Source organism: Streptomyces sp. NPDC029044, assembly GCF_040637495.1.
Lineage (GTDB): Bacteria > Actinomycetota > Actinomycetes > Streptomycetales > Streptomycetaceae > Streptomyces.
This window is the reverse complement of sequence record NZ_JBEZWN010000006.1, coordinates 1-24,958: the sequence shown is the minus strand read 5'-3', so window position 1 is coordinate 24,958 and position 24,958 is coordinate 1. Positions and strand designations below refer to the sequence as shown.

General features: G+C 71.5%; 20 protein-coding genes. 8 read left to right on the top strand and 12 right to left on the bottom strand.

The genetic code is table 11. The annotated features are described in order from the left end of the window. Nucleotides 1-22: 22 nt before the first annotated feature. Nucleotides 23-1,066: a 3-isopropylmalate dehydrogenase gene (locus tag AB0E85_RS07710; RefSeq protein ID WP_184564653.1), complete on the bottom strand. Its 1,044-nt coding sequence runs from the start codon at nt 1,064-1,066 to the stop codon at nt 23-25. A gap of 154 nt (nt 1,067-1,220) precedes the next feature. Here AB0E85_RS07710 and AB0E85_RS07705 point away from each other — a divergent pair, with 154 nt between their 5' ends. Next, on the top strand, nt 1,221-2,801 hold the full coding sequence (locus AB0E85_RS07705) for a metallophosphoesterase family protein (RefSeq protein ID WP_361923747.1): 1,581 nt from the start codon (nt 1,221-1,223) through the stop codon (nt 2,799-2,801). 55 nt (nt 2,802-2,856) lie between these two features. Here AB0E85_RS07705 and AB0E85_RS07700 read toward each other — a convergent pair whose 3' ends face one another. The 4 genes from AB0E85_RS07700 to AB0E85_RS07685 all read right to left on the bottom strand — a co-directional run bounded on the left by AB0E85_RS07700 (nt 2,857) and on the right by AB0E85_RS07685 (nt 6,465). Continuing rightward, nucleotides 2,857-2,988 carry a hypothetical protein gene (locus tag AB0E85_RS07700; protein WP_104781486.1) on the bottom strand — a complete coding sequence of 44 codons (132 nt, stop codon included), beginning with the start codon at nt 2,986-2,988 and terminating at the stop codon, nt 2,857-2,859. A 248-nt stretch (nt 2,989-3,236) separates the two neighbouring features. After that, a complete protein-coding gene (locus AB0E85_RS07695) occupies nt 3,237-3,779 on the bottom strand; it encodes a GNAT family N-acetyltransferase (protein ID WP_361923745.1) in 543 nt (180 codons plus the stop codon). Nucleotides 3,780-3,852: 73 nt separating this feature from the next. After that, entirely contained in the window at nt 3,853-5,484 is a 1,632-nt protein-coding gene (gene pruA / locus AB0E85_RS07690) for an L-glutamate gamma-semialdehyde dehydrogenase (protein WP_361923743.1), read from the bottom strand. A gap of 54 nt (nt 5,485-5,538) precedes the next feature. Next, complete coding sequence (locus AB0E85_RS07685) at nt 5,539-6,465, bottom strand: proline dehydrogenase family protein (RefSeq protein WP_361923741.1); 927 nt, start codon at nt 6,463-6,465, stop codon at nt 5,539-5,541. Between the two features lie 191 nt (nt 6,466-6,656). Here AB0E85_RS07685 and AB0E85_RS07680 point away from each other — a divergent pair, with 191 nt between their 5' ends. From AB0E85_RS07680 to AB0E85_RS07665, 4 genes are all read left to right on the top strand, one after another. Further along, nucleotides 6,657-7,979, top strand: a complete 1,323-nt coding sequence (locus AB0E85_RS07680) for a helix-turn-helix domain-containing protein (RefSeq protein ID WP_361923739.1) — start codon at nt 6,657-6,659, stop codon at nt 7,977-7,979. A 14-nt stretch (nt 7,980-7,993) separates the two neighbouring features. Further along, complete coding sequence (locus AB0E85_RS07675) at nt 7,994-8,638, top strand: HAD family hydrolase (RefSeq protein WP_361923737.1); 645 nt, start codon at nt 7,994-7,996, stop codon at nt 8,636-8,638. Between the two features lie 74 nt (nt 8,639-8,712). Then, complete coding sequence (locus AB0E85_RS07670) at nt 8,713-9,366, top strand: oligopeptide/dipeptide ABC transporter ATP-binding protein (protein WP_361923735.1); 654 nt, start codon at nt 8,713-8,715, stop codon at nt 9,364-9,366. Continuing rightward, complete coding sequence (locus tag AB0E85_RS07665) at nt 9,363-10,148, top strand: dipeptide/oligopeptide/nickel ABC transporter ATP-binding protein (RefSeq protein ID WP_361923733.1); 786 nt, start codon at nt 9,363-9,365, stop codon at nt 10,146-10,148. The genes AB0E85_RS07670 and AB0E85_RS07665 overlap by 4 nt, the downstream gene beginning before the upstream one ends. Here AB0E85_RS07665 and AB0E85_RS07660 read toward each other — a convergent pair. After that, nucleotides 10,033-10,611, bottom strand: a complete 579-nt coding sequence (locus AB0E85_RS07660; protein ID WP_361923731.1) for a TetR/AcrR family transcriptional regulator — start codon at nt 10,609-10,611, stop codon at nt 10,033-10,035. The genes AB0E85_RS07665 and AB0E85_RS07660 overlap by 116 nt on opposite strands. Nucleotides 10,612-10,697: 86 nt before the next feature. Between AB0E85_RS07660 and AB0E85_RS07655 the strand changes: the two genes are divergently transcribed. Continuing rightward, nucleotides 10,698-12,239 (top strand): MFS transporter, encoded by a 1,542-nt coding sequence (locus AB0E85_RS07655; RefSeq protein ID WP_361923729.1) that lies wholly within the window; start codon nt 10,698-10,700, stop codon nt 12,237-12,239. 26 nt (nt 12,240-12,265) lie between these two features. On the opposite strand, the gene serA is transcribed toward AB0E85_RS07655, so the two are convergent. The 6 genes from serA to AB0E85_RS07625 all read right to left on the bottom strand — a co-directional run bounded on the left by serA (nt 12,266) and on the right by AB0E85_RS07625 (nt 22,445). Beyond that, a complete protein-coding gene (serA, locus tag AB0E85_RS07650) occupies nt 12,266-13,855 on the bottom strand; it encodes a phosphoglycerate dehydrogenase (RefSeq protein WP_033313244.1) in 1,590 nt (529 codons plus the stop codon). Between the two features lie 434 nt (nt 13,856-14,289). Then, a complete protein-coding gene (gene ilvC / locus AB0E85_RS07645) occupies nt 14,290-15,288 on the bottom strand; it encodes a ketol-acid reductoisomerase (protein ID WP_184564627.1) in 999 nt (332 codons plus the stop codon). A gap of 121 nt (nt 15,289-15,409) precedes the next feature. Then, nucleotides 15,410-15,934, bottom strand: coding sequence for an acetolactate synthase small subunit (ilvN, locus tag AB0E85_RS07640; protein WP_361923727.1), 525 nt, complete (start codon nt 15,932-15,934; stop codon nt 15,410-15,412). Between the two features lie 36 nt (nt 15,935-15,970). Further along, complete coding sequence (locus AB0E85_RS07635; protein ID WP_361923725.1) at nt 15,971-17,821, bottom strand: acetolactate synthase large subunit; 1,851 nt, start codon at nt 17,819-17,821, stop codon at nt 15,971-15,973. A gap of 224 nt (nt 17,822-18,045) precedes the next feature. Continuing rightward, complete coding sequence (locus AB0E85_RS07630; protein WP_361923723.1) at nt 18,046-21,057, bottom strand: EAL domain-containing protein; 3,012 nt, start codon at nt 21,055-21,057, stop codon at nt 18,046-18,048. Nucleotides 21,058-21,494: 437 nt separating this feature from the next. Further along, entirely contained in the window at nt 21,495-22,445 is a 951-nt protein-coding gene (locus tag AB0E85_RS07625) for a 2-hydroxyacid dehydrogenase (protein ID WP_361923721.1), read from the bottom strand. Nucleotides 22,446-22,522: 77 nt separating this feature from the next. Between AB0E85_RS07625 and AB0E85_RS07620 the strand changes: the two genes are divergently transcribed. Both AB0E85_RS07620 and AB0E85_RS07615 read left to right on the top strand, forming a co-directional pair. Continuing rightward, nucleotides 22,523-23,521, top strand: coding sequence for an aldo/keto reductase (locus AB0E85_RS07620; RefSeq protein WP_361923719.1), 999 nt, complete (start codon nt 22,523-22,525; stop codon nt 23,519-23,521). A 124-nt stretch (nt 23,522-23,645) separates the two neighbouring features. Continuing rightward, on the top strand, nt 23,646-24,818 hold the full coding sequence (locus tag AB0E85_RS07615) for a PQQ-dependent sugar dehydrogenase (protein WP_361923717.1): 1,173 nt from the start codon (nt 23,646-23,648) through the stop codon (nt 24,816-24,818). The last annotated feature ends 140 nt before the right edge of the window (nt 24,819-24,958 follow it).

Below are 24,958 nucleotides of genomic sequence, written 5' to 3'. Positions count from 1 at the left end.
GCTTGCGGTGTGCAGCGGCGGGTCAGCCGGCTACGCGTACGGCGAGCGCGTCGCCGATCTCCGAGGTGGAACGGGCGGGCTTGCCGGTGCGCTCCGACAGGTCGGCGGCGACCGCGTCGTCGATGCGGGCGGCCTCGGCCTCGTAGCCGAGGTGGCGCAGGAGCAGGGCCACGGACAGCACGGTGGCGGTCGGGTCGGCCTTGCCCTGGCCGGCGATGTCCGGGGCCGATCCGTGCACGGGCTCGAACATCGAGGGGAAGTCGCCGGAGGGGTTGATGTTGCCGCTCGCGGCGACGCCGATGCCGCCGGAGACGGCCGCGGCGAGGTCGGTGACGATGTCGCCGAAGAGGTTGTCCGTGACGATCACGTCGAAGCGCTCGGGCTGCGTGACGAGGTAGATCGTCGCCGCGTCCACGTGCATGTACTCGGTGGTGACCTCGGGGAACTCCTCGGCCACCTTGTTGAAGATGTTCGTCCACAGGTGACCGGCGAAGGTCAGCACGTTGTTCTTGTGGATCAGCGCGAGCTTCTTGCGCGGGCGGGCCTGGGCCCGCGCGAAGGCGTCCCGCACCACGCGCTCGACACCGAAGGCCGTGTTCACGGAGACCTCGGTGGCGACCTCGTGCTCGGTGCCCTTGCGGATCGTGCCGCCGTTGCCGGTGTACGGGCCCTCGGTGCCCTCGCGGACCACGACGAAGTCGATCTCCGGCTCGCCCGCCAGCGGAGTGGCGACACCCGGGAGGAGCTTCGAGGGACGCAGGTTGACGTGGTGGTCGAAGGCGAAGCGGAGCTTGAGCAGGAAGCCGCGCTCCAGGACGCCGGAGGGCACGGACGGGTCGCCGATCGCGCCGAGCAGGATGGCGTCGTGCCGCTTCAGGGCGTCGAGGTCGGCGTCGGTGAGGGTCTCACCCGTGGCGTGGTAGCGCCGGGCGCCGAAGTCGTACTCCTCGGTCTCCAGCTTCACATCCTGCGGAAGGACGGCGGAGAGGACCTTCAGACCTTCGGCCACGACCTCCTGGCCGATGCCGTCACCGGGGATCACTGCGAGATTGATGCTGCGAGACATGCGGGCACCCTACTCCTCGTCCCATGGGATGACACGAGGTGTCCGTGATGCGGACAGCGGGACGGCACCCGCCCGGGGGACGGCACGCGCCCGTCGGCTCGCGTTCACCCGTACGTGGTGGGGACGTTGGGCTCCGCTGGGAAGTTCACTCGACATGGAGATCCCCCACTTCGGCATCCCGCCCGAGCTCGCCCGCCGGATGAGCATGGCGGAGCAGCACGAGTACCTGCGGACGAAACTCTCCCGGCGGCGCACCCTGGTGACCGCGGGCGCGGTGGCGAGCGGGCTGCTGACCGGCTGCTCCGGTTCCGGCTCCCGGTCCGGGCAGGGCGGCGCCACGACGGCCGGGAGCCCGTCGCCGGGTACCTCGACGGCGCCCGGCTCCCTCGTCACGCCCTTCGGCCGCCATCTCGCGTTCGGCGCCGACCCCAAGACGCAGATGCGGATCTCCTGGCAGGTGCCGCTCGCGGTTCGGAAGCCCTACGTCCGGGTGGGCCTGCGCCCGGACGACCTCGGCCGCAAGGTCGAGGCGGAGCTGCGCGACCTGCACACCCCGGAGCTGAAGGGCGTCCGGGCGGCGGTCGACCAGTACTACCTGCACGCAGCGCTGGACGGCCTGCGCCCGGACACCACGTACTACTACGGCGTCGGCCACGAGGGCTTCGACCCGGCCTCCCCCGGGCACCGGCGGACCGTCACGTCCTTCCGCACGGCACCGGCGAGCCCGCCGGAGCGGTTTGTGTTCACCGCGTTCGGCGACCAGGGCGTGGGCGACGAGGCGGCCCTCAACGACCGTACGCTGCTGGGCCGGGAGCCCGCCTTCCATCTGCACGCCGGCGACATCTGCTACGCGGACCCGACCGGAAAGGGCAAGGAGTCGGACGTCTTCGACGCGAGCCAGTGGGACCGGTTCCTGAGGCAGACCGAGCCGGTGGCCAGGTCGGTGCCGTGGATGGTGACGACCGGCAACCACGACATGGAGGCCTGGTACTCACCGGACGGCTACGGCGGCCAGCTCGCCCGCTTCTCCCTGCCGGACAGCGGCTTCGACGCGCGTACGGCGCCGGGCGTGTACGCCTTCACGTACGGCAACGTGGGCGTGATCGCGCTGGACGCGAACGACGTGTCGTACGAGATCCCCGCCAACTTCGGCTACACGGAGGGGAGGCAGACGAAGTGGCTGGACGGCAAGCTGGGTGAGCTGAGGTCATCGAACGACGTCGACTTCATCGTCGTCTTCTTCCACCACTGCGCGTACTCGACCTCCACGCACGCCTCCGACGGCGGAGTGCGGGCCGAGTGGCTGCCGTTGTTCGCCCGGCACGAGGTGGACCTGGTGATCAACGGGCACAACCACGTCTACGAGCGGACCGACGCGATCCGGGGCGGCGAGGTGGGCCGGCCGGTGCCGGTCGGCGGGACGACGGATCCTCGGCGGGACGGGATCGTGTACGTCACCGCGGGCGGCGGCGGCAAGGAGCTGTACGGCTTCCCCGACGGCGTGAAGGAGAGCTACGAGGGGAACACCGCCGACCACGAGCCGGTCACGACGTTCCGCTGGACCAAGTCCCGGGACACCAAGGCTGAGTCGGCGCCGTGGTCGCGGGTGCGCTACCGCGGCTTCTCGTTCCTCTCGGTGGAGGCGGTCAGCGACGCCAGGCCGGAACTGAAGGTGTCGGCGCTGACGTCGAGCGGTGCGCGGATCGACCACTTCGAGGTGCGGCGCGGGGCGTGAGGCTCCGCACCGCTCCTCGTCGGGCGGCTCCCGGTCCTGTGGCGCTGTGCGCGGCTCAGTGGCCGCTGGATCCGCCGTTGTCCCTGCGGTCGAGGGCGCGCTGGAGCGCGGCGGCGGCGTTCTTGCGGTCGGACTCGGTCGTACGGGAAACGTGACGGACTCGGCGGCGGACGGTCGTCTCGGCCATGGGAAATCGACTCCTTCGACAGCACGGAGTGCACAGGGAGGTATACGAGACGCCGGAGGGGGCGGGGAGCGGTGCCGCAGGGGTTGCCTGCACGGGGCCCGGCTCACGACCGCCATTCGCTTGGTCGAGCGAGACGTTCGGCTCCTACAAAGCTAAGGGAGCGCGGAGCGTCTGTCTCCACAATTACTCGGACTTCCTACTATCTGAGACGGTGGACTGGGTCACACCGCTCTGACCTGCGGTGATTTCTAAAGCACGTCACCGTCGCGCCAGTCGAAGATCAGTTCCTGCCCGTGGTCGAGGGGGCCGGCCAGGGCGGTACGGACGTAGGTGCTGCCCTCTTCGTCCGGCAGGCGGACGACGCCGTCCCGGGGGCTGAGGGCGTGCACGTGCCCGGGCCACGGCTCCCAGCCGCGGGAGGTGTAGAGCCGAGCCCCGTCGTCACTGGCGGAGAGGGCGCCGAGGTCGTAGGCGCGGTCGACGACGCGTTCCAGCTCGGCCATGACCTGTCCGCCGAGTCCGGTGCGCCGTGCGTCCGCACGGACGGCGACGTTCTCGACGTAGCCCGTACGCAGCCACCGGCCGCGGTGCCGCACCCGGCGCATCACGACCGCCCCGTGCGCGGCGAGGCCGGAGTCGTCGTGCACGAGGGCGTGCAGACCGCCGAGACCGTGGTCCCAGTCCTCGTCACCGAAGTCGCCGTCGAAGGCGGCGTCCAGCAGGCCTCGTACGGCGTCGAGTTCGGCGGGGGTCAGATCGGCGGTGTGGGCGGTGCGCACTCGGATGCTCATCGGCCCAGTCTTTCCCCGGACATGGCGACGGGCCAGGTCTTTTCGACCTGGCCCGTCGGTGCGCCGCGGGGTGTCAGCCCATGTGCGGGTAGGTGTAGTCCGTCGGCGGGACCAGCGTCTCCTTGATGGCGCGGGTCAGGGTCCAGCGCATCAGGTTCTGCGGGGCGCCGGCCTTGTCGTTGGTGCCGGAGGCACGGCCGCCGCCGAAGGGCTGCTGGCCGACGACGGCACCGGTCGACTTGTCGTTGATGTAGAAGTTGCCGGCCGCGTAGCGGAGCTTGTCGGCCGTGTAGGCCGCCGCCGCGCGGTCGTTCGCGATGACCGAGCCGGTCAGGGCGTAGTCGGAGACGGACTCCATCTGGGTCAGCATCTCGTCGTACTGGTCGTCCTCGTAGACGTGCACGGCGATGATCGGGCCGAAGTACTCGGTGCGGAAGACCTCGTTCTCCGGGTCGGTGCACTCGATGACGGTCGGCCGGACGAAGTAGCCCACGGAGTCGTCGTAGGTGCCGCCCGCGACGATCGTGCAGGAGGCGTCCTCCTTGGCGCGGTCGATGGCGGCCTTGTTCTTGGCGAAGGCACGCTCGTCGATGACGGCGCCGATGAAGTTCGACAGGTCCGTGACGTCGCCCATCTTGATGCCGTCGACCTCGGCGGCGAGCTCCTCCTTGAAACCGGAGTTCCAGATGGAGGCGGGGATGTACGCCCGGGAGGTGGCGCTGCACTTCTGACCCTGGAACTCGAAGGCACCACGGGTGAACGCCGTCTTCAGGATCGCCGGGTCGGCCGAGGGGTGGGCGACGAGGAAGTCCTTGCCGCCGGTCTCGCCGACGAGGCGCGGGTAGGTGCGGTACTTCTCGATGTTCGCGCCGACCGTCTTCCACAGGTACTGGAAGGTGGGCGTCGAGCCCGTGAAGTGGATGCCCGCGAGGTCGCGGTGGACCAGGGCGACCTCGGAGACCTCGATGCCGTCGCCGGTGACGAGGTTGATGACGCCCTTGGGCAGCCCGGCCTCCTCCAGCAGCTGCATCAGCAGCACGGCGGCGTGCGTCTGCGTCGGGGACGGCTTCCAGACGACGACGTTGCCCATCAGGGCCGGGGCCGTCGGCAGGTTGCCCGCGATGGCGGTGAAGTTGAAGGGCGTGATCGCGTAGACGAAGCCCTCCAGCGGGCGGTGGTCCAGACGGTTCCAGACGCCCGGGGAGTTGGCCGGCGGCTGCTCGGCCAGGAGCTTGCGGGCGTAGGAGACGTTGAACCGCCAGAAGTCGATCAGCTCGCACGGCGTGTCGATCTCGGCCTGCTGGGCGGTCTTGGACTGGCCGAGCATGGTCGAGGCGGCGAGCGTCTCGCGCCACGGGCCGGACAACAGCTCGGCGGCGCGCAGGATGATCGCGGCGCGGTCGTCGAAGGACATCGCGCGCCAGGCGGGGGCGGCGGCCAGGGCCGCGTCGATGGCGTCCTGGGCGTCCGCCCGCGTGGCGTTGCGGTACGTGCCGAGCACGGCCTGGTGGTTGTGCGGCTGGACGACCTGGAAGGCCTCGCCGCCGCCCATCCGCTTCTCGCCGCCGATGGTGCAGGGCAGGTCGACGGGGTTGTCGGCCAGCTCCTTCAGCCGGGCCTCCAGGCGGGCCCGCTCGGGCGAGCCGGGGGCGTAGCCGTGCACCGGCTCGTTGACGGGGGTGGGGACCTGGGTCACAGCGTCCATGTTTTCCGTAACTCCTTACTGAGCGGTGTGTCGGTCTCAGCCCTCGTGGGGCTGTCAGCCCTTGGTGAGCATGCTGCGGGCGAAGAAGCGCAGGTTGGCAGGCTTCTCCGCGAGACGGCGCATGAAGTAGCCGTACCAGTCGGTGCCGTACGCGGTGTAGACGCGCATCCGGTGGCCCTCGGCGGCCAGCCGCAGGTGCTCGTCGGTGCGGATGCCGTAGAGCATCTGGAACTCGTACTCGTCGGGCTTGCGCCCGGCCTGGTGGGCGAGTTCCTGGCCGATCGCGATCAGGCGCGGGTCGTGGGACCCGATCATCGGGTACCCCTTCCCCTCCATCAACGTCCGCAGAATACGAACGTATGCCCGGTCGATCTCGTGTTTGTCCTGGTACGCGACCGCGGCGGGCTCCTTGTACGCGCCCTTGACCAGGCGGACCCGGCTGCCGCTCTCCGCGAGGCGGCGGGCGTCGGCCTCGGTGCGGAAGAGGTAGGCCTGGATGACGCAGCCGGTCTGCGGGAAGTCCTTCCGCAGTTCCTCGTGGATGGCGAACATCGAGTCGAGGGTGGTGTGGTCCTCGGCGTCGAGCGTGACCGTCGTGCCGATCTCGGCGGCGGCCTCGACGACCGGGCGGACGTTCTTCAGCGCCAGCTCGTGGCCGTCATCCAGCGCCTGCCCGAACATCGACAGCTTCACCGACATCTCGGCGCGGGTGCCGAGCTCCAGCGGCTTGAGGCGGTCGACGAGCTCCAGGTAGGCGTCCCGGGCGGCGGCGGCCTGCGCGGGGTTGGTGATGTCCTCGCCGACGACGTCCATCGTCAGTTCGAGGCCGTGGTCCGCGAGGTCCCGGACGACGGGGACGATGTCGTCGACGTCCTCGCCCGGGATGAAGCGGTCGACGACCTGCTTGGTCACCGGGGCCGCCGAGATCAGGCGTCGCATCCGGTCGCTGCGTGACGCGGCGAGAATCACGGGACCCAGCACGGGGCACCTCCAGAGCACAAGCAACGTGATGGCCGGACCCCGCGCGGATGACGCGTCGGGTACGGCACGGAGAACCACCGTGAAACCTAAGGATCCCTCCGATCGTCGGCCATCGACAGCTGTCACGCATTCGTGCCGCAGATCTCAGACAGATGTATGAAGGGGTCCGGGAAGTGCGCGACAATGCCCGGGTGACGTCGGAACACAGGGGCGACTACGAGGAGCTGGTCGACGAGATCTCGGAGCTGCTCGGCGCACCCGCGACCCTGGAGAACCGGGACTTCGAGCTGATCGCCTTCGGGGCGTACGACAGTGAGGGCGACCTCGATCCGTCGGCCCTGGACCCGGTGCGCACCCGCTCGATCCTCACCCGCCGCTCGACCGCGGCGGTCCGGGCGTGGTTCGAGGGCTTCGGCATCACCCGGGCGACGGGCCCGGTCCGCATCCCGCCGACCCCGGAGGCCGGGGTCTACCGGGGCCGGATCTGCCTCCCCGTCCGCCACCGGGGCGTGGTGCACGGCTACGTCTGGCTCCTGGACGACGATCCCGGTCCGAGCGAGCCCCGGCTCGACGCCGCCATGCGGGTCACGGCCCGCATCGGCGCCCTCCTCGCGGACGAGGCCCAGCACGGCGCCGACCTCAGCCGCGAACTGAGGGCGGTGCTCACCGCCGGGCCCGGCTGGCAGAGCGACATGGCGATCGCGGAGCTGCGCACCGCCCTCGTCTCCCGCGCCGACGGCCCCCACACGGTGGTCTGCGTCGCCCCCTGGCCCTCGGCCGACCCGGACGACGCCCCGTCGGTCCGCACGATGCCGGGCGCGACGGCACTGTGCACGTTGCCGTGGGGGGCGACGGCCCAGTGCCTGGCGCTCCTGATCCGCCTGCGCTCCCCGGACGTCCTCACCCCGGCGACGACGGCGGCGGGGCGACTGCTGGAGCGGGCGCGAGGGGGAAGCGGCGCGTGGAGCGCGGCCGCGCGTGGGGCGGGCGGCAGCGGCCCGGGCGGACACACCACCGGCGGCACCGGCGGCTCCTCCACGGGCACCGCGGGTGCAGCGGGCACGGCAAGCGGAACAGGCACCGAGAGCAGAGCAGGCGCAGCCGGGCCCGCCGCCGGTGTCGCCACCCCCCGCTCCGGCCTCACCGACCTGGCGACCGCCTGGGCGGAGGCGTCGGCGGCCGCCCGGGCGGCACTGGCCGAGGCGCGGTTCGGGCCGGTCGCGCAGTGGGCGTCGATCGGGCCGTTCCGGCTGCTCACGGCCCTGCCCCCGGAGGTCGCCCACGACCCTGTCGCCCGCACGCTGCTCACCCCGGTCCACCACGAACTCGCCCGGACCGCCGAGGTCTACCTGGACTGCGCCGGCCAGGCCGCCCGGGCCGCCGCCGAGCTGGGCATCCACCGCCAGACCCTGTACTACCGCCTGTCCCGGATCGAGAAGCTCACCGGCCTCGACCTGGACGACGGCGAGGACCGTCTGCTGCTGCACATGGCCCTGAAGGCACACCGACTCTGAGGACCGGCCCGCCCATGCCCCTGCTGCTGCTCGACCTCGACAACACCCTGATCGACCGGGACGCGGCGTTCCGCGGCGCGGTGACGGCGTTCCTCGCCGGGCACGCGCTGCCCCCGAGCGACGTCGAGTGGGTGATGACCCTCGACGCGAGCGGATACACCCCCCGCCATGAGGTCGCCCAGGCCCTGGGCAGCCGGTACGGCGTCGACCAGGAGGCTGTCCGTTCCTTCCTCGACCGGGGCGCGGCCGACCGCGTCGTCCTGGACGGCCCCACGCGCACCGCGCTCGGCCGGGCGGTCACCGGCGGCTGGACCCTGGTCATCGTCACCAACGGCCGTACCGCACAGCAGGAGGCGAAGATCCGGAACACCGGCCTGGACGAGCTGACCCACGGCTGGGTCGTCTCCGAGGCGGTCGGCCACAAGAAGCCCGCGCCGGAGATCTTCCACGCCGCTGCCGCCGCCGTCGGCTCCACCCTCGACGGCGCCTGGGTGATCGGCGACTCCCCGCACGCCGACATCGCCGGCGCCGCGGCCATCGGCGCCCACAGCGTCTGGGTGTCGGCCGGGCGCCCCTGGCCCGGCACTCCCCGCCGCCCCACAAGGAGCTGCTCCGACGCCGCCTCCGCCATCGAGTCGGTCGTCCGCACTCCCTTGTGATCCGCACACCGCTGTGATCGCACTCCCCTGTGATCCCATGGGGTGGGCGACCAACTCGCCGCGCCGTACGGTCGATGGCCGGAGTGTCCCGCAAGGAGGCGCGGACCCGGGCGGTCGCGGGCCTGGACCGGGTCGGCATCCCGGACGCGGCCCGCCGGTCACGGGCGTTTCCGCACGAGTACTCCGGCGGCATGCGGCAGCGCGCGGTGATCGCCATGGCGACCGTCAACGAACCGGACGTCGTCGTCGCCGACGAGCCCACCACCGCTCTCGACGAGGAGCGGCGCGACCAGGTGCTGCGGCTGCCGGCGGAGCAGCGAGAAGCCGTCGGGGCCGCGCTGGTCCTGGTGACGCACGACATGGACGTCGTCGGCGGCCACGCGGACCGTGTGCCGGTCATGTACGCCGGGCGGCTCACCGAACTCGGCGCGGCGGACGAGGCGCCGGCCCGCCCCCGGGCCCCCTGCACGGCCGGCCTGCCGGCGTCGCTCCCCCGGAACGCGCTCCCCGAGCGCCATCTGCCCGCCCTGCGGGGCACGCCCCCCGTCCCGGGCGCGCTTCCGACGGGCTGTGCCTTCGCCCCGCGCTGCCCGCTCGCGGCGGACGCCTGCCGCACGGCGGAACCGGAGCCCCGGGAGGTGGACGGACGGCTGCTCGCCTGCCACCGCGCCGAGGAACTCCCCCATCCCGCCCACGCGTTGTTCCTGAAGGAGCCCCGGACCGCATGACCGACGACCTCCTGCTGGACGTCCGGGACCTGGTCGTCCGCTACGGCCCGGTCACCGCCGTCGACGGCGTCTCCTTCTCCCTGGCCGCCGGCGAGACCCTGGCCCTGAACGGCCCGTCCGGCTGCGGCAAGTCCCCCACGGCCCCGGCGGTGCTCCAACTGCGCCGCCCGGCCGCGGGCCAGGTGCGTTTCGAGGAACGGGAGTTGACGAACCTCTCCGATCGCGAGCTGCGTCCGCTGCGCCCCCGCCTGCAACCGGTCTTCCAGGACCCCTACGGCACTCTCAGCCCCCGCCACCGCATCCGGGACGCCATCGCCGAACCCCTGAAGGTCCAGGGCCGCTGGCATCCCGTCGAGGGCCCCGCCCGGGTCGCCGAACTCCTCGACCGGGTCGGCCTCGACCCGGCGTACGGCGACCGCCGGCCGCACGAACTCTCCGGCGGCCAGTGCCAGCGGGCCGGCATCGCCCGCGCCCCGGCCTCCGGCCCCCGCCTGCTGGTCCTCGACGAGCCGGTGTCGTCCCTCGATCCGTCGGTGCGGGCGGGCGTGCTGAACCTGCTCGCCGATCTCCAGGACGACCTGGGCCCGGGCTACCTGTTCATCTGCCACGACCGGGCGGTCGTACGGCACTTCGCGGACCGGGTGGTCGAGATGCGCGAGGGGCGCGTCACGTCCGGGCAGCGCCCTCGATCGCCTGGCGGAGCCCCGCGGCGAGCTGACCGGCCTCGGGTGCGCTCTCGGGATCGAAGGTCCACTGCGCCATCAGCCCCATCATCAGGGTGAGGTAGAAGTACCCGAGGGTGTCCACCCGCTCCTCGGGGACGTCCTCCTCGCGTCCGCCGTGGAAGAGCGTGACGATCCCGCGCGCCCCCTCGCGCTGTGCCCGCGCCAGATGCTCCCGCACCTCCGGCAGCTGGTCGCCCATGGCCACGATCTCCATGCTGAGCCGCCAGAGCGAGCCGGGCTCCCGCATGGTCTGGATGATGTTCGCCCACACCTCGGTGAACCGCTCCAACGACCCCGGCTCGCCCCGCAGTTCGCCGCCGCCCTCGAAGGCGTCGGACATGCCCTCCACCATCTCGACGTACGCCCGCGCCAGCAGCGCGTCCTTCGAGCCGTAGTGGTAGCCGATCGACGCCAGGTTGGTCCCCGACTCCTTGACGATGTCGCGCGCGGTCGTGCGCAGGAAGCCCTTCGCCAGCAGGCAGCGCTTGGCGCCCTCCAGCAGATCCTCACGGTGTCCCATGGCACGCCACCCTACCCCGGTGTCCAGACGAGCGTCTTAAACGCCCGTACTAGACAAGCGTTTAAGACGCTCGTACAGTCCTGCTCATGACGACGACACCCCACCCCCCGGCCCGCGCGGGTGGCCGCGAGTGGACCGCTCTCGGCGTGCTGATGCTGCCGCTGCTGCTGGTCTCGATGGACGTCTCGGTCCTCTACTTCGCGGTCCCGGCGATCAGCGCCGACCTGGAACCCAGCGCCACCGAGCAGTTGTGGATCTTCGACATCTACGGCTTCGTGCTGGCGGGTCTGCTGATGACGATGGGCGCGCTCGGCGACCGCATCGGCCGCCGCAGGCTCCTGCTGATCGGCGCCGCCGCCTTCGGTACGGCGTCCCTGCTCGCGGCCTACGCGAACAGCGCGGAGACCCTGATCGCGGGCCGCGCCCTGCTGGGCATCGGCGGCGCGACGCTGATGCCCAGCACGATGGCGCTGGTCCGCACGATGTTCACCGACCCCGGGCAGCGCGCGAAGGCCATCGGCCTGTGGTCGGGCGTGATGACGGCCGGCATCGCCCTCGGCTCGGTGCTGAGCGGCGTCCTCGTCGAGCACTTCTGGTGGGGCTCGGTCTTCCTGGTCAACCTGCCCGCGATGGTGATGCTCCTGGTCCTCGGCCCCCTCCTGCTGCCGGAGTCCAGGAACCCGCACCCCGGCCGCTTCGACTGGCCGAGCGTCCCGCTGTCCATGGCCGCGGTGCTCCCCGTGATCTACGGCCTGAAGGAGCTGGCCTCGGAGGGCTGGGACGTGCGGTACGCGCTGTCGGTGTCGGCCGGACTGCTCTTCGCCGCGCTGTTCGTGCAGCGTCAGCGCACGGCGGTGTCCCCGCTCATCTCACCGGAGCTGTTCCGGCGCCCCGGCTTCAGCCCGGCCATGGCCCTCAACCTGGTGGCGGCCTTCGGCATGATGGGCTCGGCGTACTTCACGACCCAGTACATCCAGTCGGTCCTGGACAAGAGCCCGCTGGAGGCGGCGCTGTGGAGCCTGCTGCCGTCGGTGCCCATCGGCCTGGCCGCCCCGGTCGCCGCCCGGCTGGTGCAGCGGGGCGTGCCCCGGGCGCACGTCGTCGGCGGTGGCTTCGCTGTCACCGCGTGCGGCTATGTGCTGCTGGCCCTGACCGGGACGGACTCCCTCTGGCTGCTGCTGGCCGCCTGCGCCGTCCTGGCCTGCGGCATCGTCACCGTCATGGCTCTGGTGGTGGACCTGGCCATGAGCGCCGCTCCGGTGGAGAAGGCGGGCGCCGCCTCGTCCCTGATGGAGACCGGCACGGAGTTCGGCGGCGCGCTCAGCATGGCGTTCCTCGGTTCCATCGGCACGGCCGTCTACCGCCACGAGATCCCCGCCTCGGCACCCGCCACGGCCCAGGAGACCCTGGGCGGCGCCCTGGCGGTGGCCGGCCGGATGCCGGGGCGCGCGGGAGACGCCCTGGCGACGGCGGCCCGCGAAGCCTTCACCAGCGGCATGCACGCGGCCGCGGTCACCGGGACGGTGCTGATGGCCGTGGCGGCGGCAGCGGCGGTGGTGACCCTGCGGCGGGGCCGTGCAGCGGAAAACGCCGGACGAGCTGATCAGCTCAGCTCGTCCGGCGTCTGAGGTCCGGGGCCGGAGCCCCGGGAAGGTCAGGCCAGGTTCACCGACCGGGCCGAGGTCGCCCCGATCTCCGCGGCCACCTCGGCCAGTACGGTCGCCGTCACCGTGTCGTCCACAGTCAGCACCGCCAGCGCCTCGCCTCCGGCCACCGACCGCGACACCTGCATACCGGCGATGTTGAGGCCCGCCTCACCGAGGATGCGGCCCACCGTGCCGACGACACCGGGGCGGTCCTCGTACTTCAGCACGATCATGTGGTCGGCGAGTGCGAGGTCCACGTCGTAGTCACCGACGGCGACGATCTTCTGGAGGTGCTTCGGGCCGGCCAGCGTGCCGGACACCGACACCTCCTCGCCGTCGGCGAGGGTGCCGCGCACCGTGACGACGTTGCGGTGCTCGGTCGCCTCGGAGCTGGTGGTGAGACGCACCTCGACCCCGCGCTCCTGCGCGAACAGGGGGGCGTTGACGTAGGACACCGTCTCGTCGACGACGTCCTCGAAGACGCCCTTGAGCGCGGACAGCTCCAGCACCTTCACGTCGTGCTGGGTGATCTCGCCGTACACCTCGACGTCGAGGCGGACCGCGACCTCACCGGCGAGCGCGGTGAAGATCCGGCCCAGGCGCTCGGCGAGCGGCAGACCCGGCTTGACGTCCTCGGCGATGACGCCGCCCTGCACGTTCACGGCGTCCGGCACCAGCTCACCGGCGAGGGCGAGCCGCACCGAGCGGGCCACGGCGATACCGGCCTTCTCCTGCGCCTCGTCGGTGGAGGCACCGAGGTGCGGGGTGGCGACGACCTGGTCGAACTCGAAGAGCGGGGAGTCCGTGCAGGGCTCCTTCGCGTACACGTCGAGACCGGCACCGGCGACCCGGCCCTCCTTGAGGGCGGAGTACAGCGCCTCCTCGTCGACGATCCCGCCGCGCGCGGCGTTGACGATGCGCACGCTCGGCTTGACCTTGCGCAGCGCCTCGTCGCCGATCAGACCGAGGGTCTCGGGGGTCTTGGGGAGGTGGACGGTGATGAAGTCGGAGACCTCCAGCAGCTCGTCCAGCGACAGCACCTTGACGCCCATCTGCGCGGCGCGGGCGGGCTGCACGTAGGGGTCGTAGGCGACGACCTTCATGCCGAAGGCCGACATGCGCTGCGCGACGAGCGCGCCGATGCGGCCGAGGCCCACGACGCCGAGGGTCTTCTCGGCCAGCTCGACGCCGGTGTACTTGCTGCGCTTCCACTCGCCGTTCTTCAGCGCGGCGTTGGCCTGCGGGATGTTGCGGGCCGTGGCGACGAGCAGACCGCAGGCCAGCTCGGCGGCGGTCACGATGTTCGAGGTGGGGGCGTTGACGACCATCACGCCGGCCTTGGTGGCGGCGGAGACGTCCACGTTGTCCAGGCCGACGCCGGCTCGTGCGACGACCTTCAGCTTGTTCGCGGCGGCGATCGCCTCGGCGTCGACCTTGGTGGCCGAGCGGACCAGGATCGCGTCCACATCGGCGATGGCCGGGAGCAGCTCGGCACGGTCCGCGCCGTTGCAGTGCCGGATCTCGAAGTCCGGGCCCAGCGCGTCGACGGTGGCGGGCGACAGCTCTTCAGCGATGAGTACGACAGGTTTCGAGCTCACGTGAGTCCTCACAAGTCCAGTGCTGCGGACGGCCGTCCCGACGGCCGCAGGCGGTGGAGGGATGGAGCGGCGCCGGAGTGGTGCGGGTGCGCTCCCGCGTCGTTCGGTGCGTGCTCTCGCCGTGCCGGCCGGAGGTCCTCGTAGCGCGGAGCTACTAGGGCCTTCGGCCGGTGCGGTGAGAGCGCGTGCCGGGCGGCGTGGGGGCGTGCCTGCACTACTCCGGTGTCGCTAGGCCGCGTGGAAGACGCACGACGCTGTGGGCCTGACGCGTATGTGTGCAGCAGTCTAGTGGCGCACCTGGCGTCGTCTTGTGCCGCTGCGGAAGGATCACCCGTCCGTGGCCGGACGGGATGGACAACGCCGTACCACCGACGTTACCCGGAGTTCGCCGAAGGGGCCGGAGCGGGATACTCCGGCCCCTTCGGCCGTGAGGCTTACGCCTCCTCGTCGACCCAGCTCATGAGCTTGCGCAGCTCCTTGCCGGTGGTCTCCAGCAGGTGCTCGGAGTCCTGCTTCTTGTACTCGCCGTACTTCTTCAGGCCGCCGTGGTACTCGTCCATCCACTGCTGCGCGAAGGTGCCGTCCTGGATCTCGGCGAGGACCTTCTTCATCTCGGCCTTGGTGGCGTCCGTGATGATCCGCGGGCCGGTGACGTAGTCGCCCCACTCGGCGGTCTCGGAGATCGACCAGCGCATCTTCTCCAGGCCGCCCTCGTACATGAGGTCCACGATCAGCTTCAGCTCGTGCAGGCACTCGAAGTAGGCGATCTCCGGCTGGTAGCCGGCCTCGGTCAGGGTCTCGAAGCCCGCCTTGACCAGCGCCGCGGTGCCACCGCAGAGGACGGCCTGCTCACCGAACAGGTCGGTCTCGGTCTCCTCGGTGAAGGTCGTCTTGATGACGCCGGCGCGGGTGCCGCCGATGCCCTTGGCGTACGACAGGGCCAGCGCGAAGCCGTTGCCCGTGGCGTCCTGCTCGACGGCGGCGATGCACGGAACGCCGCGGCCCTCCTCGTACTGGCGGCGGACCAGGTGGCCCGGGCCCTTCGGGGCGACCATGCAGACGTCGACGCCGGCCGGGGGCTTGATGAAGCCGTAGCGGATGTTCAGGCCGTGGCCGAAGAACAGGGCGTCGCCGTCGTTCAGGTTGGGGGCGATGTGCTCCTCGTAGACCTGGGCCTGGATGGGGTCCGGGACGAGGATCATGATGACGTCGGCCTCGGCGGCGGCCTCCGACGGGCTCACCACGCGCAGGCCCTGCTCCTCGGCCTTGGCCTTGGACTTGGAGCCCTCGTGCAGACCGACGCGGACGTCGACACCCGAGTCACGGAGCGACAGCGCGTGGGCGTGGCCCTGGCTGCCGTACCCGATGACCGCGACCTTGCGGCCCTGGATGATGGACAGGTCGGCGTCGGCGTCGTAGAACAGCTCGGCCACTTTGGGTTCTCTCCTCGGGAGTGCAGGTGTTGCGTCCCACCGTATGACGGGGGGCGGAAGGGAAGTCTGAGGGTCTCGGAATACGGGCGGCCGACGGCGCGCCGACCGCCCGCTTTCCGTCTTACGCCGACCGGTCCAGGGCGCGCAGCGACCGGTCCGTGATGGAGCGGGCGCCACGGCCGATCGCGATCGTGCCGGACTGGACGAGCTCCTTGATGCCGTACGGCTCCAGCATCTTGAGCATCGCGGTCAGCTTCTCGCCGGATCCGGTGGCCTCGATGGTGACGGCCTCCGGGGAGACGTCGACGGTCCTGGCGCGGAACAGCTGGACGATCTCGACGATCTGGGAGCGCGTCTCGTTGTCGGCGCGCACCTTCACCAGAACGAGTTCGCGCTGCACCGCCTGCGACGGCTCCAGCTCGACGATCTTCAGCACGTTGACGAGCTTGTTGAGCTGCTTGGTGACCTGCTCCAGCGGCAGGTCCTCCACGCCGACGACGATGGTGATGCGGGAGATGTCGGGGTGCTCGGTGACGCCGACCGCGAGCGAGTCGATGTTGAAGCCGCGGCGGGAGAACAGGGCGGCGATCCGGGCGAGGATGCCGGGGGTGTTCTCCACCAGGACGGAGAGCGTGTGCTTGGACATGATCTGCTTCCTCTGCTTGAAAGTCCTGGGTGGCTCTCAGTCGTCTTCGTTGTCGCCGAAGTCGGGGCGGACGTCCCGGGCGGCCATGATCTCGTCGTTGGAGGTGCCGGCGGCGACCATCGGCCAGACCATCGCGTCCTCGTGGACGATGAAGTCGACGACGACCGGGCGGTCGTTGATCGAGTTCGCCTCCTCGATGACCTTGTCGAGGTCGTCCGGGGACTCGCAGCGGATCGCGTAGCAGCCCATGGCCTCCGACAGCTTCACGAAGTCGGGGACGCGGGTGCCGCGGGCCTCGGGGTTGACGTCCTCCGGGCCCGAGTGCAGGACCGTGTTGGAGTACCGCTGGTTGTAGAAGAGGGTCTGCCACTGGCGGACCATCCCGAGGGCGCCGTTGTTGATGACGGCGACCTTGATCGGGATGTTGTTCAGGGCGCAGGTGGTGAGCTCCTGGTTGGTCATCTGGAAGCAGCCGTCGCCGTCGATGGCCCAGACGGCCCGCTCGGGGGCCCCGGCCTTGGCGCCCATGGCGGCCGGGACGGCGTAGCCCATCGTCCCGGCGCCGCCGGAGTTCAGCCAGGTGCCCGGCTTGTCGTACTCGATGAAGTGCGCAGCCCACATCTGGTGCTGGCCGACGCCCGCCGCGAAGATCGTGCCCTCGGGGGCGAGCTGACCGACGCGCTCGATGACCTGCTGCGGGGAGAGCGAGCCGTCGTCGGGCTGGTCGTAGCCGAGCGGGTAGGTGTCACGCCAGCGGCTCAGGTCCTTCCACCAGGCGCTGTAGTCGCCCCGGTGGCCCTCGCTGTGCTCCTTCTGGACGGCCTGGATCAGGTCGGCGATGACCTCGCGGGCGTCACCGACGATCGGCACGTCGGCGGCGCGGTTCTTGCCGATCTCGGCCGGGTCGATGTCCGCGTGGACGATCTTGGCGAACGGGGCGAAGCTGTCCAGCTTGCCGGTGACGCGATCGTCGAAGCGGGCGCCGAGGGCGACGATCAGGTCGGCCTTCTGCAGACCGGTGACGGCGGCCACCGAGCCGTGCATGCCGGGCATGCCCAGGTGCTGCGGGTGCTTGTCGGGGAACGAGCCCAGCGCCATCAGCGTGGTGGTGACGGGCGCGCCGGTCAGCTCGGCGAGGACCTTCAGCTCGGCGGTGGCCTTGGCCTTGAGCACGCCGCCGCCGACGTACAGCACCGGCCGCTTGGCCTGGGTGATCAGCTTGGCGGCCTCGCGGATCTGCTTGGCGTGCGGCTTGGTCACCGGGCGGTAGCCGGGCAGGTCCATGGCCGGCGGCCAGGAGAACGTGGTCTTCGCCTGGAGGGCGTCCTTGGCGATGTCGACCAGGACCGGGCCGGGGCGGCCGGTGGAGGCGATGTGGAACGCCTGGGCGATGATCCGCGGGATGTCCTCGGCCTTGGTGACGAGGAAGTTGTGCTTGGTGATCGGCATGGTGATGCCGACGATGTCCGCCTCCTGGAAGGCGTCCGTGCCGATCGCCTTGGAGGCCACCTGGCCGGTGATCGCGACCAGGGGCACGGAGTCCATGTGGGCGTCGGCGATCGGGGTGACCAGGTTGGTGGCGCCGGGGCCCGAGGTGGCCATGCAGACGCCGACCTTTCCGGTGGCCTGCGCGTAGCCGGTGGCGGCGTGACCGGCGCCCTGCTCGTGCCGGACCAGGACGTGGCGCACCCTGGTGGAGTCCATCAGCGGGTCGTAGGCCGGGAGGATCGCACCGCCGGGAATGCCGAATACCGTGTCGGCGCCGACCTCCTCGAGAGAGCGGATGAGGGACTGCGCGCCCGTCACCTGCTCGGGGGCGGAGTGTCCTCCGGATCGGGGCCGGGGCTGCGGGTGGTGGGCCCCGGTGGCCTGCTCGGTCATCGGCATTCTCTTCTCAGATGCTGAGGGTTTTTGCGAGGTTTGTACGGTCTTCGGCTGTTGCACGAGAGGCGCCTGTGCAACAAAAAACCCCTCGTGCCATAAGGCAAGCGAGGGGAGCGCGCCGGGTGGGGTCGCTGAGCGGTCGAGGCTCAGCGTCAGCCGACGCGCTTTCCAAGTACGAGAATTCGGGTGCGCATGGCACTGACCCTCCCCCCGGCACGCACTCACTGTCAAGTGGGTGGGACGGGAGTCTCATTATGTGAGCGGAGGGTCGTACCGCCTCCGATGACGGCGGACACACCCGAAGTGAACACCCGCGGGGCGCCACCCGCGAACGCCGGTTCGACCGGCCCGTCGGGCACCGGATAGCGGCCGCCGACGAGGGCCCGGCGCAGCCGGTACTCGTCGAGCGGCCCGGAGAAGGCCATGCCCTGCCCGTGCGTGCAGCCCATCGCGCGCAGGGCGACGACCTGCTCGGGCAGATCCACCCCTTCGGCCACGGACTTCAGCCCGAGGTCGCCCGCGATGCGCAGCAGCCCGCTGGTGATCTTGTGCAGGCGCGCCGACTCGACGACACCCTCGACCAGACCACGGTCCAGCTTCAGGACGTCGACGGGAAGCCGCCTCAGGGCCGTGATCGCCGCGTAGCCGCTGCCGAACCCGTCGAGCGCGATCCGGACACCGACCCGCCGCAGGGCGCCCAGACGCCGCTCCAGCTCGTCCAGCGAGACCCTGGGGTCGGCATCGGACAGCTCGATGATCAGCGAGCCGGACGGAAGCCCGTGCCGCGTGAGCAGCGCCTCGATCGTGCCTAGCGGCATCGACCGGTCCAGCAGTCTGCGGGCACCCATCCGCACCACGACCGGTACGGACAGCCCGGTGGCGTGCCGCTCGGCGGCCTGCCCGACGGCCTCCTCGATCAGCCACCGGCCCAGCTCGGCGGTCTTGTCGCCGTCCTCGGCCACGCGCAGGAACTCCGCCGGGGTGAAGAGCACCCCTTGCGAGGAGCGCCAGCGCGCCTGCGCGGACACCGAGGTGATCCGGCCGTCCTCCAGGGACACCACCGGCTGGTGCAGCAGGGCGAACTCCCCGTCGTGCAGGGCGGCCCGCAGGCGGGTGGCGAGCTCGGCCTTGCGGGCGACGTCCTGCTGCATCTGCGGCTTGTACAGCTCGACCCGGCCCTTGCCGCCGGCCTTGGCCCGGTACATGGCCAGGTCGGCGTTGCGCAGCAGTTCGCCCGCGCCGAGGCCGGCTTCGGCGAAGGCCACGCCGATGGAGGCGTTGACGCGGACATCGTTGCCGTCGATGAGGTAGGGCTGGGACAGCGTCGTCCTGAGGCGGTCGGCGAGCTCCAGGATGTGCCGCTCCCGGGCGTCCCGGTCGCGGGTGTTGTCCCCGGCGATCAGGGCCGCGAACTCGTCCCCGCCGAGCCGGGACGCGGTGTCGCCGTGCCGGACGGAGTCCTGGAGCCTGCGGGCGGCCTGGACGAGCAGTTCGTCCCCGGCCTGGTGCCCGATGGTGTCGTTGACGGCCTTGAAGCCGTCGAGATCGATGAACAGCACGGCCGTGTTCCGCAGGGCCACGCCCCGGTCGGAGGCCCGGCGGCCCGAGAGGGCGTGCTGGACGCGCTTGGTGAACAGGGCGCGGTTGGGCAGGTCGGTGAGCGGGTCGTGCTCGGCGTTGTGCTGCAACTGGGCCTGGAGCCGCACTCTTTCGGTCACGTCGCGGCTGTTGAAGATGAGGCCGCCGTGATGACGGTTGACCGTCGACTCGACGTTCAGCCAGCCGTCGTCCCCCGAGCGGAAACGGCACTCGATGCGCGTGGTGGGTTCCTCGACCGGGTTGGCGGCGAGGAACCGGCGCACCTCGTGCACGACGCAGCCCAGGTCCTCGGGGTGGATGAGGTGGGCCAGTTCCGTGCCCACCAGTTCCTCCGCGGGACGGCCGTACACCCCCGCGGCCGCCGGGGAGACGTAGCGCAGGACACCGCTGGGTGCGGCGATCATGATGACGTCGCTGGACCCCTGCACCAGGGAGCGGAAGTGGTTCTCCTTCTGCGCCAGTTCCTGGGTGAGGGTGATGTTGTCGAGCAGCATGATGCCCTGGCGCACGACGAGCGCGAGCACGACCGTGCCCCCGGTCAGCAGGACCACACGGTCGACGCTGCGGCCGTTGAGGACGTTGTAGAGGATCCCCAGGGTGCACACCGCGGCCGCGAGGTAGGGCGTGAGCGCGGCCAGGGAGCCGGCGATGGGCCGGGCGGCCGGGTACCGGCTGTGGTCGGCGCCCGGCAGGGGCACGAGGGGGTGGGGGCCGCTGCGCTGTCCCGGCACGTGCTCGTGCACCACGCGGGTGTGGCCCGTGGCGCCGTGCCGGTCGGTGCCGTGCCGGTCGGCCTCCGCGCGGGGCCCGGCCCACGGGGCGTACGCCAGCAGCAGCGAGCCCGCGAACCAGCCGGCGTCGAGCAGCTGGCCGGAGCGGTAGTCGTGGTGCATGAGCGGCGAGGTGAACAGGGCATCGCACATCACGGTCAGCGCCAGGGCGCCGATAGCGGTGTTGACGGCGGAGCGGTTCACCGCGGACCGCCTGAAGTGCAGGGCGAGCACCATGCTGACCAGCGCGATGTCGAGCAGCGGGTACGCCAGCGACAGCGCGGTGTGCGCCACGCCCGGCCCTTCGGACTTCGCGGCCTGGGCGAGGGCGAGGCTCCAGGCCAGCGTCAGCAGCGAGCCGCCGATCAGCCAGGCGTCCAGCCCCAGGCAGACCCAGCCGGCCTTGGTGACCGGCCGTTTGGCGAGCACGAGCAGTCCGACGATGGCGGGCGGCGCGAAGCAGAGGAAGAACAGGTCGGCGTAGCTGGGGCTGGGCACGGGCAGCCCCAGGACCACCTCGTACCACCCCCAGACCAGGTTGCCGAGGGCGGCCATGGCCGAGGAGAGGCCGAACAGCAGCCAGGCGGGCCGGAACCCGGGGCGGCGGCTGCGGGCGTAGAGGAAGCACGAGACGGCGGCGGTGCCGGCCGCGGCACTGAGCCCGAAGTCGCCCATGATCAGGGCCAGCTCGGTCGAGCCCCAGCCGAACGCGGCACCGGCGGCGTATCCCGCGCAGACCAGGGTGAGGACGAGCTGGAGGGCCAGGCCCGGCCGGTGGCCGGTGACCTGCGTACGGGGCAGCAGCGCGCCCGGGGACGAAGGCTGAGCCCGCAGCGCTCCGTCCAGCGTGGGGGTGGGGGGCGCGCTCACCGGACCCTCCCGGTCCGCCGCGCTCCCGGGCCCCGCGGGTCCCGGCGGGCCGGCTGGTCATGCCTCCTGCGGCTGCCGGGCCTGCGGTGGTGATGGCTCTGTTCGCTGTGGTGCCCGCTGTGGCGTTTGCCGTGGCGGGTGTGGTGGCCGACGTGATCGGCGTGCCGTCCGCGGCTTCCCGCGGCCGTCCGCCAGGGTCGCCGCCGGCAGCCCCGCCCCGTCGGATCGCTCGTCCAAAGGCCGTGCATCGCCTGTCGCCCCCCTCACAGTCCGAAGTGTCCATCCCCGGCGCCGGAACGGTCCCCGGCGCTGCCCCTGTCGGGACGATACACCAGTCTCGTCACTCAGGGACATAGGTTCTCTACGCTCCGTGACGATCAACAGATATATGAGTACCCACCGCACCCGGAGGATTGCGGACGGTACTCGAAGGTGTCTCAGTCGGTTGATGCACCCGTCGTAAGGATCACGTTGCGGAGCGGCTCCCGGTTCACATAACGGTTCAACTGGTCCACCAGGAGCCGCTTGGCGCGCGGGAGGAACGCGGAGGTGGGTCCGCCGACGTGCGGGCTGATGAGTACCCCCGGCGCACGCCACAGGGGGTGTTCGCGCGCCAGCGGCTCCGGGTCGGTGACGTCGAGGGCTGCGGTGATGCGGCCGGTCTCCAGCTCGGCGAGCAGGGCCTTGGTGTCGACGACGGGGCCACGGGCGACGTTGACCAGGAGCGCGCCGTCCTTCATCCGGGACAGGAAGTCGGCTCCGGCCAGGCCGCGGGTGGTTTCGCTGAGCGGCGTGGACAGGATGACGACGTCCGCCTCCGGCAGCAGCGCGGGGAGTTCGGTGAGCGGATGCACCGGACCGCGCGCCGTGGTGCGCTCGGAGCGCGCGACGCGCGCCACCCGCGCCACCTCGAACGGAACGAGCCGGTCCTCGATGGCCTCGCCGATCGAGCCGTATCCCACGATGAGGACGTTCTTGTCGGCGAGGGCGGGCCGGAAGCCGCCGAGCCACTCCCCCCGGTCCTGCGCGCGCACGAAGTCGGGGATCCCGCGCAGCGAGGCGAGGATCAGCGCGAGGGTGAGCTCGCCGGTGCTGGCCTCGTGCACCCCGCGCGCATTGCACAGCCGCACGCCCGCGGGCAGCTGCCCGAGCCCCGGCTCCACGTGGTCGATCCCGGCGGAGAGGGTCTGCACGACCTGGACCTTGCTCATCCGCCCCAGGGGACGCACGCACAACGGGCTGGGCTTCATGTAGGGGACGACGTAGAAGGCGCAGTCGGCCGGGTCCGCGGGGAAGTCCTCCCCGCCGTTCCAGAAGCGGTAGTCCGGGCCCTCGGGGAGTCCGTCGATCTCGTCCGGCGGGATGGGCAGCCACACGTCAGCAGTCATGCTCTGGAGGCTATGTCAGGAGCGTGCGACGGCAGAGGTTAGGTTGGGGTGGCTCGAACAGGGAGGGTCACGACCAGGTGGAGCGCAGGACGATCGGCGCGGCGGCGCTCGCGGTGGGGGCCGTCGGACTCGGGTGCATGCCGATGAGCTGGGCCTACAACGCGTCGAGGCGGCGCGGCGACGAGTCGCTCAGGGCGGTGCACCGGGCGCTCGACCTGGGCGCGTCCCTGCTGGACACGGCCGACATGTACGGCCCCTTCACCAACGAGCTGCTGGTGGGGCGGGCGTTGAAGGAGCGCCGGTCCGACGCGTTCGTGTCGACGAAGGTCGGGCTGCTCGTGGGCGACCAGCACATCGTCGCCAACGGCCGCCCCGGATACGTGAAGCGGGCCTGCGACGCGTCGCTGCGGCGGCTCCAGACGGACGTGATCGACCTCTACCAGCTGCACCGGGCCGACCCCGAGGTGCCGGTCGAGGAGACCTGGGGCGCGATGGCGGAGCTCGTCCAGGCCGGGAAGGTGAGGGCGTTGGGCCTGTGCGCGGTGGGCGCGCGGGCCGGCCGCCGGGCCGGGGCCCGGCTGCACGACGGGACGATCCGGCAACTGGAGCGGGTGCAGCAGGTCTTCCCGGTCAGCGCGGTGCAGGCGGAGCTGTCGGTGTGGTCGCCGGAGGCGCTGGAGACCCTGCTGCCCTGGTGCCGGACGCGGGGGGTCGGTTTCCTCGCCGCGATGCCGCTGGGCAACGGCTTCCTGACCGGCCGGCTGCGGCCCGGCGCGGGCTTCGAGGCGGACGACCCGCGCGCCCGGCACCCCCGCTTCACGGCCGAGATGATGGCCGCGAACCAGCCGGTCGTCGCTGGGCTGCGCCGCGTGGCCCGCCGGCACGGCACGGACGTCACGCCCGCCCAGGTCGCCCTCGCGTGGGCGCTGGCCCAGGGCCCGCACGTGGTCCCGGTCCCGGGCACGAAGCAGGAGCGCTGGGTCACGGAGAACACGGCCGCGGCGTCACTGCGCCTGTCCCCCGGCGATCTGAAGGAGATAGCGGAGCTGCCCCCCGCCCGGGGGTCGTGGGACTGAGGCCCGGTTCCGCCCGGTGCGTTTCGGGCAAACCCCGTGTTCCCGGTTCGGCGTTGCGTGATCGGGAACCTGGGAGCCGCGAGCGGTGTATGACAGGGAGAGGACCCGCCCCGTCGAAGGGACCATGATCGTGCAACGTCGAGCCGTGCCGACCGTGTTGGCCGCCGCCGCACTCCTGCTGACGGCCGGGTGTTCGTCCGACGGCGGAGGGTCGTCGGGCACCGACGGGGGCGCCTCCCCGAGCCGTAGCGCACCGGGGTCGTCCGCGCCGCCGCGCCAGGCCGCCGAGGAGACACCTCCCGCCAAGGGCTCGGTGAAGGTCGTGCGTACCGTCGCCGAGGGGCTGGACTCCCCCTGGGGCCTGGCGCCGCTGCCGGGCGGCGGCCTGCTGGTGTCCTCCCGGGACGACGGGACGATCGTCCGGGTCGACGAGAAGACCGGCCAGAAGACCGAACTGGGTGAGGTACCGGGGGTATCCGCGGCGGGCGAGGGCGGCCTCCTCGGAATCGCCCTGTCCCCCGACTACGCCTCGGACCGCATGGTCTACGCGTACTTCACCTCGGCCTCCGACAACCGCATCGTCCGCATGATCTACGACGGGCAGAAGCCCTCCGGCCAGCAGCTCGGCGCGCCCGACACGGTCTTCCGGGGCATCCCCAAGGGCTTCATCCACAACGGCGGCCGCATCCAGTTCGGCCCGGACAAGATGCTGTACGTGGGCACGGGCGAGAGCGGCGACACCGGCCTGTCCCAGGACAGGGACTCCGTGGGCGGCAAGATCCTCCGGCTGACCCCGGAGGGCGAGCCGGCGCCGGGCAACCCGTTCCCGGACTCGCCCGTGTACTCGTACGGCCACCGCAACGTGCAGGGCCTGGCCTGGGACGGCAAGCAGCGGCTGTTCGCCTCGGAGTTCGGCCAGGACACCTGGGACGAGCTCAACGCGATCAAGCCGGGCGACAACTACGGCTGGCCGGAGGCCGAGGGCCGGTCCGACGACGGGGAGTTCCACAACCCGATCGACCAGTGGACCACGGCCGAGGCCTCCCCCAGCGGCATCGCCTACGCCGAGGGGTCGGTTTGGATGGCGGGCCTGCGCGGCAAGCGGCTGTGGCGCATCCCGCTGAACGGCACCGAGGCCTCGGCCGAGCCGCAGGCCTTCCTGGAGGGCGAGTACGGCCGGCTGCGCACGGTGGTGCCGGCGGGCGGCGACCGGCTGTGGCTGGTCACCAGCAACACGGACGGCCGGGGCGACCCGAAGGACGGGGACGACCGGATCCTGGAGCTGCGGGTGACGTAGCCCATCCGTCCCGGCCCAGTGCCGCGTCAGCCACGGTCTGCCCGCTGAGGAGCGGCGTCCGGTGCGTGCTCTCGGTGTGCCGGCCGGAAGCCCTCGTACTGGACGTACTCGGGCTTTCGGCCGGTGCGGCGAGAGTGCGT

Bases quoted from the DNA above. Each gene is read 5' to 3' on its own strand.
- AB0E85_RS07710 (WP_184564653.1), bottom strand. From the start codon at position 1,066: ATGTCTCGCAGCATCAATCTCGCAGTGATCCCCGGTGACGGCATCGGC.
- AB0E85_RS07705 (WP_361923747.1), top strand. From the start codon at position 1,221: ATGGAGATCCCCCACTTCGGCATCCCGCCCGAGCTCGCCCGCCGGATG.
- AB0E85_RS07700 (WP_104781486.1), bottom strand. From the start codon at position 2,988: ATGGCCGAGACGACCGTCCGCCGCCGAGTCCGTCACGTTTCCCGTACG.
- AB0E85_RS07695 (WP_361923745.1), bottom strand. From the start codon at position 3,779: ATGAGCATCCGAGTGCGCACCGCCCACACCGCCGATCTGACCCCCGCC.
- pruA (WP_361923743.1), bottom strand. From the start codon at position 5,484: ATGGACGCTGTGACCCAGGTCCCCACCCCCGTCAACGAGCCGGTGCAC.
- AB0E85_RS07675 (WP_361923737.1), top strand. From the start codon at position 7,994: ATGCCCCTGCTGCTGCTCGACCTCGACAACACCCTGATCGACCGGGAC.
- AB0E85_RS07670 (WP_361923735.1), top strand. From the start codon at position 8,713: ATGGCCGGAGTGTCCCGCAAGGAGGCGCGGACCCGGGCGGTCGCGGGC.
- AB0E85_RS07665 (WP_361923733.1), top strand. From the start codon at position 9,363: ATGACCGACGACCTCCTGCTGGACGTCCGGGACCTGGTCGTCCGCTAC.
- AB0E85_RS07660 (WP_361923731.1), bottom strand. From the start codon at position 10,611: ATGGGACACCGTGAGGATCTGCTGGAGGGCGCCAAGCGCTGCCTGCTG.
- AB0E85_RS07655 (WP_361923729.1), top strand. From the start codon at position 10,698: ATGACGACGACACCCCACCCCCCGGCCCGCGCGGGTGGCCGCGAGTGG.
- ilvN (WP_361923727.1), bottom strand. From the start codon at position 15,934: ATGTCCAAGCACACGCTCTCCGTCCTGGTGGAGAACACCCCCGGCATC.
- AB0E85_RS07635 (WP_361923725.1), bottom strand. From the start codon at position 17,821: ATGCCGATGACCGAGCAGGCCACCGGGGCCCACCACCCGCAGCCCCGG.
- AB0E85_RS07625 (WP_361923721.1), bottom strand. From the start codon at position 22,445: ATGACTGCTGACGTGTGGCTGCCCATCCCGCCGGACGAGATCGACGGA.
- AB0E85_RS07615 (WP_361923717.1), top strand. From the start codon at position 23,646: ATGATCGTGCAACGTCGAGCCGTGCCGACCGTGTTGGCCGCCGCCGCA.